This window comes from Streptacidiphilus fuscans, assembly GCF_015690355.1.
GTDB lineage: Bacteria > Actinomycetota > Actinomycetes > Streptomycetales > Streptomycetaceae > Streptacidiphilus > Streptacidiphilus fuscans.
Genome location: NZ_JADPRT010000001.1, coordinates 736,328 through 742,945, shown reverse-complemented (window position 1 = coordinate 742,945; position 6,618 = coordinate 736,328). Strand labels below are relative to the sequence as shown.

Annotated in this window: 8 protein-coding genes; 7 read left to right on the top strand and 1 reads right to left on the bottom strand. The window is 69.7% G+C overall.

The genetic code is table 11. From position 1 onward, the window contains the following. From I2501_RS38755 to I2501_RS03420, 3 genes are all read left to right on the top strand, one after another. Positions 1-506: hypothetical protein (locus tag I2501_RS38755; RefSeq protein WP_236045751.1), on the top strand; the 506-nt coding region annotated here is incomplete at its 5' end. Between the two features lie 121 nt (positions 507-627). Then, on the top strand, positions 628-1,167 hold the full coding sequence (locus I2501_RS03425; protein WP_196192242.1) for a GNAT family N-acetyltransferase: 540 nt from the start codon (positions 628-630) through the stop codon (positions 1,165-1,167). A gap of 457 nt (positions 1,168-1,624) precedes the next feature. Beyond that, positions 1,625-2,224, top strand: a complete 600-nt coding sequence (locus I2501_RS03420) for an HdeD family acid-resistance protein (RefSeq protein ID WP_196192241.1) — start codon at positions 1,625-1,627, stop codon at positions 2,222-2,224. Between the two features lie 254 nt (positions 2,225-2,478). Here I2501_RS03420 and I2501_RS03415 read toward each other — a convergent pair whose 3' ends face one another. Continuing rightward, positions 2,479-3,084 (bottom strand): hypothetical protein, encoded by a 606-nt coding sequence (locus I2501_RS03415; RefSeq protein WP_196192240.1) that lies wholly within the window; start codon positions 3,082-3,084, stop codon positions 2,479-2,481. Positions 3,085-3,424: 340 nt separating this feature from the next. Between I2501_RS03415 and I2501_RS03410 the strand changes: the two genes are divergently transcribed. From I2501_RS03410 to I2501_RS03395, 4 genes are all read left to right on the top strand, one after another. Further along, positions 3,425-3,661 carry a DUF4287 domain-containing protein gene (locus I2501_RS03410; RefSeq protein WP_196192239.1) on the top strand — a complete coding sequence of 79 codons (237 nt, stop codon included), beginning with the start codon at positions 3,425-3,427 and terminating at the stop codon, positions 3,659-3,661. A gap of 64 nt (positions 3,662-3,725) precedes the next feature. Further along, a complete protein-coding gene (locus tag I2501_RS03405; protein WP_196192238.1) occupies positions 3,726-4,061 on the top strand; it encodes a YciI family protein in 336 nt (111 codons plus the stop codon). Positions 4,062-4,150: 89 nt separating this feature from the next. Then, positions 4,151-5,422 (top strand): RNA polymerase sigma factor, encoded by a 1,272-nt coding sequence (locus I2501_RS03400; protein WP_196192237.1) that lies wholly within the window; start codon positions 4,151-4,153, stop codon positions 5,420-5,422. Positions 5,423-5,640: 218 nt separating this feature from the next. Then, positions 5,641-6,612: a hypothetical protein gene (locus I2501_RS03395; protein WP_196192236.1), complete on the top strand. Its 972-nt coding sequence runs from the start codon at positions 5,641-5,643 to the stop codon at positions 6,610-6,612. Positions 6,613-6,618 lie beyond the last annotated feature (6 nt).

Sequence of the window (6,618 nt, the reverse complement as noted above, 5' to 3'; positions counted from 1 at the left end):
TCTCTGGGCGGCCGGCTCGCGACCTCGCGCTCGCCGCCCCCCGCCCCCCCGCCGGGGGCCCGGCCCCCCCCCACCGGGGCGAACCGGAGCGCCCGGCCACCGCTGCGAACCCGCTGTTGACACGGATCGATCCCGCCGTGGGACGCCGGTTGACCGTGCTCGGCTACGAGTTGGTCTGGGCGACGACGTGGGGAGAGGACGCCAACGAGTGTGTCGCGCCGCGGCTTGGCCTTCCACGCCTGCCCGTAGTCCCCTGGCCGGAGCCCTCGGAGGAAGAGGAGCGGGACATCCGGGCCGGTCGTCACTGGAAGACGCGGCCGATCGTCGCCTGGGCGGCGGGGCGGGCGTTCGCCTGGGTCGACGACGAGATCACCGGAGCGGATCGCGAGTGGGTCGCTGCTCATCATGAAGGGCCGGCGCTGCTGCACCGCGTCGATGCGCGTGTCGGTCTCGGCGCGGAGGACTTCGCCGTTCTCACCGGATGGGTGCGGAGCCTCGGTGGCTGATCACGTCGCGGTCTCCTACCGCTCGTAAATCCCAGGCGAGTTGTGCTAGACGGTTCGCCGCTGCGCCCCAGGTCGGGCTGGCACGCAGCCATGCTGTTGGATGGACCGCATGACGTCGCCCATGACTTTGATCGTGCAGCCCACCACGACGGCGCCCGCTCTGACGCTGCGTCCCTGGCAGGACTCGGACGCTCCCTCAATTGTCGCCGCCCACCGCGACGACGCGATGCGTCGCTGGTTGATGCGCCCGATCGACGACGAGGACGAGGCCCGCGCCTGGATCGCCGACCAGGACAAGGGGTGGGCGAATGGCACTCATCTGAGCTGGGCGGTAGAAGAGGACGGCACGCTCGTCGGCTACTTCGTCATCAAGGCGGCCAACCCGCCGGAGACGCTCGCGACCGGCGTGGGCTACTGGACGGCGGCCGAAGCGCGCGGCAAGGGCATCGCTTCGCGCTGCGTCCAGACCGCGATGCAGTGGCTGTTCAGCGGGCAGGACCGTATGCCCGCTGACGAGATCGAGCTGCTGCACACCGTCGGCAACGAGGGCTCGTGCCGCGTCGCGCAGAAGTGCGGCTTCGCGCTGGACTCGGTCCTCGCGCCGATGCCGCCCAAGTTCCCGCACGAGGGACACCGGCACTTGTTCAAGCGGCAGGCATAAACGGCAGGGCCTGCTCGCCCGGGCGGCGCTGCGGCGTCGGCGGTACCTTGGAACCAGCGTCAAAACGTGTGCCCTGGCACACCGGCGTAACGCGCTGACCACGGCGGGCGCGCTGTGCCGGGGCGCTTGAAGGGCAGTGTCCGCGCGGGTCCACACATCCGCGGTGGGGTCCGGGCGTCTTGCGAAGACGGTCACCCCGGGCACCACCGACGTAGTGCCGCTACGGGACAGCACTCGGGCGGGGGCGATCACCGGCGCCGCCCCGGAAGGCGGATGGCTGGAACCGAGGAGGAACCATGATCGTTCGTCCTATCCCTTGTGCCGCTCCCCCGAGCCTGATCCGCGTCGCCGGTCGAGCTGTGCCAGGAACCGTCCGAAGCGCCCGGTCCGCATGGCTGCCACCCCTCGTGCCCCTGCGCCCGCCCGGCGTGCTGGCCGAAGCGGCAAGGGCCCGGTCATGAGCAGCGATTCGACAGCGTCGCCCCCTTGGGACAAGGACCCCGGGGACCTGCTCGGCGAGATCGGTGTCTCGTGGGCATGGTGGCTCGTCGGTGGGATCCTCACCCTGGTCGCCGGCATCATCCTGCTGAGCTGGCCGCATGCGACGGTGCGCGTCGCCGCCGTGGTCATCGGGCTTCAGTTGCTTCTGTCCGGTGTCGTCCGCTTCGTCCGCGCCTTCGGACAGCGCGACCCGGCGGACAGCAGCCGAGGGCTCCAGGTGCTGGTGGCCCTGCTGGCCATACTCGCGGGTGTCCTCGTGTTGCGGCACCAGCTCCAGACCGTCGGTTTCCTCACCATCCTCGTCGGACTGTACTGGCTGGTCGGAGGGGTCGTGACCATCTACCTGGCCATTGACCGGCCGATACCCCACCGGGGCTGGATCCTGGCTCTCGGCTCACTCGGCGTCGTCGCCGGTGTGGTCCTGCTCAGCTCGCCCGTGAACAGCGCCATCGTGCTGACCCGGCTGCTCGGCGTCTGGCTGATCCTGATGGGTGCCCTCGACCTCCTCCTGGCAGTCGTCGTACGGATGGGACGCCGCCGCGTCGGACCGTCGTGAGGCCGCCGGACCAGATCTGCCCGTTGGAGCACGGACCCGACAGGAAACCCGCATGCTCAACAGTGGCAGCTCAGACGAACGATGACGCAGTCGTCATCGAGCTCCTCCATGTAGGCGGCGGCCTGCCGAGCGTATGCGGCGCTCGGACTCTCGCCCGGCAGCACCTTCGCGAATGGGCGGGGCCGCTCGGCGTCGATCCACTGCCCGTCCAGGGTGAGCAGGGCGAAGGTGGCGATGGCCCAGGCCGCTGCCTGCTATAGATCGGCTTGAGGATCTCGAGTGAAACGAGTGATCGGGTCACTGTCGGGTCCCAGCACCCATAGACCCAGGTGCGGGTAGCGGTCCCAGGCAGAGCGGTGGCTCAGCGCACGGACCAGAGGCTGCGCGTGGTGGTCGGCCACAGCCTGCTCACGGGGGTACCCGCCAGAGCTCCCGCGGTGCCGCTCCAGGAACGCGGTCAACGGTTCGGCCGAGGGATAGTCCGCGACGAGGCGGGCGAAGTCCTCTTGCTCGGCCTGCCATCGGGCTCGGGCTCGACCGACGGCAGCCTCCCGCGTTGCGTGGAAGTCCAACAGCCCTCGCGGGCCGCCGTCACAGCGCAGCGGCAGCCGACCACGCGGATCGCCGTTCGGGCAGGTCGCCTGAAGTATCAGCCGCGGATCGCCGTCGTACTCCGGCCGGACGGCGAAGCGATCCTCGTCGCCGGCGTCGATACACCACCGGTCCCACTGCCCGTCGGGATTCCAGTCGTCGGTGGCGTTGATGTCGAACGGAGCCATCACGGCGTCCAGCGCCTCGCGCAGTTGCTGCGGAGAAGTCGGCGGAAGGCACACGGTGACAGAGAAGTGACTCATCTCCACCCACCCCTTGCTCCCGATCACACCGAGCGGTTGATCGTAGCCCGCCTCATGACCGTCCGCCCACGGCCTTTGCACCACCTCGAGGGACGTGACCCTTCCCCGCCCGGGACTTCACCCGAACGGCGATTTCTGCGTCTTCGTGCCGGCCCATCGCAGTCAGCTCCCATGCCCCTATGTCACCGGCCACGCGGTGCCCCGCCCTACACAGGGTCTCTCTCACCTGCCAAGAAATTTTTTCCGACGGTGTCGATCTGTGCCTGCGCCGTTCGAAGCATGCATGAGGCCGGGCGATCAGCCCGGCACGCCACCCACCGCGAAGTGGTCCTTCGAGGAGAGCACCATGACCCTTCCCACCACCGGACCCGCCTTCTACTTCCCCTCCATCGAGAAGAGGTACGGGCGGCCGATCAACGAATGGATCGACCTCATCCGCTCCAGCGACCTCACCAAGCACAAGCAACTCGTCGACTGGCTCAAGGCCGAGTACGGCGTCGGCCACGGACACGCCACCGCGCTTGTCGGCTACACCCTGGCCGGACACACCTCCTGGCAGCCGACGGACCGGGATCCGTCCTGAGCCCGGTGGGGCACCACGCGTCAACGACCGACACATACACCGACACATACACAGAGGAACGATCATGCGATACCTGATGACGACCTACGCGGGTGGCAGCACCCCGGACGAGAAGATGTACGCCGAGATGGGTGCGTTCGTCGCGGAGCTGTCCAAGTCCGGCGCGCTGCTGGCGACCGGCGGCCTCGAACCGCAGGGGACGCACGCCTCGTCGACCGGCGGGCGGGTCACCTTCACCGACGGACCGTACGTCGAGGCCAAAGAGCTGATCGTCAGCTTCGCCCTGCTTGACGTGCACTCCAAGGAAGAGGCCCTGGAGCTGGCCCGCCGCTTCTGGACGATCGCGGGCGACGGCGAGGGCGACATCCGCCGCGTGTTCGGGCCGGAGGACGCGTCCTAGCGCTCGAACCCCAGCGCATGCCCGAACCCCAGCGCATGCCAGCGCGCCGCGCTTGCCATGGGGCCGAACCTGGTGCTGGGATCGGCTCCATGGCGCAGTCCAACGTGAGCCGCGCGGTCGAGGCGGTCTGGCGGCTCGAGTCCGCGCGGATCATCGGCGGACTCGCCCGTATCCTGCGCGATGTCGACCTGGCCGAGGAGATGGCACAGGAAGCCCTGCTGGCCGCACTCGAGCAATGGCCCCGCGACGGGGTTCCGCCGAATCCGGGCGCATGGCTCACCGTCATCGCCAAACGCCGGGCCGTCGACCGGTTGCGTCGCCTTGAACGGCTCGAACGCAAACAGCAGGAGCTCGGGCAGGATCTGCACGACATGCAGCAAGCGCTCGACGACGACGCGGCCCTCGACGAGCGCGAGATCAACGACGACGTGCTCCGCCTGATGTTCGTCTGCTGCCACCCGGCGCTTTCCGCCGAGGCGCGCGTCTCCCTGACGCTCCGGCTCCTCGGCGGCCTGACCACCCGGGAGATCGCCCGGGCCTGCCTCGTGCCTGAAGCGACGGTCGCGCAGCGCATCGTGCGGGCCAAACGCACTCTCGCCGCGCGCGGTGTCGTCTTCGAACTGCCCCCGACCGGTGAGCGTGCCGAACGTCTGGCCTCGGTCCTCGAATGCCTCTACCTGGTCTTCAACGAAGGCTACGCGGCGACGAGCGGCGACGACTGGACTCGCCCGGACCTGTGCTTCGAGGCCCTCCGGCTCGGCCGGATCCTCGCCGAACTCGCTCCCCAGGACGCCGAGGTCCACGGACTGGTCGCGTTGATGGAACTCCAGGCCTCGCGCCTGCGGGCACGGGTGGGTACGGGCGGCGAGCCGATCGGGATTCTCGAACAGGACCGAAGCCGCTGGGACCGGCTGCTGATCGCCCGAGGATTCGCCGCGCTGCTGCGCGCCGGACAGTGCTCGCCGGGGCCCGGACCCTACGTTCTGCAAGCCGCGATCGCGGCCTGCCACGCGCGCGCCCGCCTGCCCGAAGACACCGACTGGTCCCAGATCGTCGCCTTGTACACGGCACTGACCGGCGTCACCGCCTCGCCCGTCGTGCGCCTGAACCGGGCCGTCGCGGTGGCGATGGCCTCCGGACCCGCCGAAGGCCTCGTCCTGGTCGACGAACTGGTCAACGAGAACGCGCTGAACTCCTACCACGCGCTGCCGAGCGTGCGTGCGGACCTGCTTGCCAAGCTGGGCCGCCACGACGAGGCCCGCGTCGAGTTCGAGCGGGCCGCCGCCCTGGCGGGCAACGCGAAGGAACGCGCCATCCTGCTCGACCGGGCTGCCGAACAAGACGGCGCGCACGGCGGGTAGTTGAGGCGGCATCCGATCAGGGACCGCGGCGGCGTCCCGTCCTGTGGGATTGCCGGGCTGGATCGAAAAGTCACGACTTGTCAGGTCATGCCGAACGGGCCAGAAGGTCAAGGAAAGATCACGATTGGGAGAACAGCCGGGGACGGCTCTCACTCCCCCGGGTGAACCTGCGGATACGTTGCCGGGAAGGCCGAAGGACCGGCGGAAGGGACGGACTCGTGATCCACGCGGAGCCGACACACACGCAGCCCGCGCGGGAGCGCAGACCGCTGGACCCGTCGCTGACAGCGCTGCTGCGAACCGGGCCGTTCCCCGAGGCGCTGAGGGCGGCGGTCGCGGACAGCGGCCTGAGCCTTGACCGGATCCGGGCCCGCTTGCAGCTGCGCGGACACCGGATCTCGGTGGCCACGCTCAGCTGCTGGCAATCCGGCCGCTACCAGCCCGAGCGGGCCGGCTCCCTGCGCGCGCTGGCCTCGCTGGAGGAGATCCTCGGCCTTCCTTCGGAGTCCCTGACCGCGCTGGTCGGACCGCCGCGGCCACGCGGACGGAGGCTCCCCAGACCCACCGACGGCCGCGGCCTGGCCGCGACGTGGCCAGGAGCTGCCGGCCCGGTGTCCGCGCTGAACGAGATGGACGTGCGCTGGGACGAGAACCTGACCCGGTTGAGCAGCCACACCAGGCTGGAACTCGACTCCCTCGGCCGCGAACGGGCCATGCGCAGTCGCCAGTTGCTGCGCGCCGAGTGCGACGGCCCGGACAGGTGGATCACCCTGTTCCAGCGCGAGGAACCCGGCCCCGCGCCGCATCTGCGCGTGGGGGCGCCGTGCCGAGCCGGAAAGGTGCTGCAGAACGACGAAACCGGGATGCTCGCGGCCGAGATCCTTTTCGACCGGCCGCTCTCGCGCGGTGACACAGTCATGATCGAATACACGATCGAGCACCGGACGCCCCGGCCCTTCTCGACGATGATGCAGTCCAGCCTGCATGTACCGGTGCGCGAGTACGTGATGGAGGTGCGCTTCGACCCGGAGGCGCTGCCGCTCAGCTGCTACTCCATTCGCACCGCCGCGCCGGGCTCCCGGCCACAGGAACGGTTGCTGAACCCGGACACGACCGGATCCGTGCTCACGGTCGCACTGTCAGCCGGGCCGTGCAGCCTGGGAATCCGCTGGGACTGGGAGGCACGCTGACTGTCC

Bases quoted from the DNA above. Each gene is read 5' to 3' on its own strand.
- I2501_RS03425 (WP_196192242.1), top strand. From the start codon at position 628: ATGACTTTGATCGTGCAGCCCACCACGACGGCGCCCGCTCTGACGCTG.
- I2501_RS03420 (WP_196192241.1), top strand. From the start codon at position 1,625: ATGAGCAGCGATTCGACAGCGTCGCCCCCTTGGGACAAGGACCCCGGG.
- I2501_RS03410 (WP_196192239.1), top strand. From the start codon at position 3,425: ATGACCCTTCCCACCACCGGACCCGCCTTCTACTTCCCCTCCATCGAG.
- I2501_RS03405 (WP_196192238.1), top strand. From the start codon at position 3,726: ATGCGATACCTGATGACGACCTACGCGGGTGGCAGCACCCCGGACGAG.
- I2501_RS03400 (WP_196192237.1), top strand. From the start codon at position 4,151: ATGGCGCAGTCCAACGTGAGCCGCGCGGTCGAGGCGGTCTGGCGGCTC.